This is a genomic window from Dyella kyungheensis (assembly GCF_016905005.1).
Taxonomy (GTDB): domain Bacteria; phylum Pseudomonadota; class Gammaproteobacteria; order Xanthomonadales; family Rhodanobacteraceae; genus Dyella; species Dyella kyungheensis.
Genome location: NZ_JADIKC010000031.1, coordinates 1 through 281, shown reverse-complemented (window position 1 = coordinate 281; position 281 = coordinate 1). Strand labels below are relative to the sequence as shown.

Annotated in this window: 1 protein-coding gene; it reads left to right on the top strand. The window is 68.3% G+C overall.

From position 1 onward, the window contains the following. Positions 1-281 (top strand): type II secretion system protein GspM (gene gspM / locus ISP20_RS21470; RefSeq protein ID WP_239536279.1); only part of this gene is annotated, 281 nt, incomplete at both ends.

Sequence of the window (281 nt, the reverse complement as noted above, 5' to 3'; positions counted from 1 at the left end):
CACTGGTGGTTCGTGGCGCCGCTGCAGTCGATTCGCGCGGAGATGGACGATCTGCGCGACACGCATGCGCGTTACGCCGCCGCCATCGCCGAGAAGCCGCAACTGCAGCAACGCATTGCCGCGATGGGCGCGGGGCAGGCCGCCAGTCACGCCTTCCTGCCGGAAGACGATTCGAACGCCGCGGCCGCCGGACTCATGCAGCGCGTGGTCGATGCGGTGGCGGCGCATCCGCAAGGTGGCGCCTGCGATGTCACCCAGAAGATGCCGGTAACCAATCCACC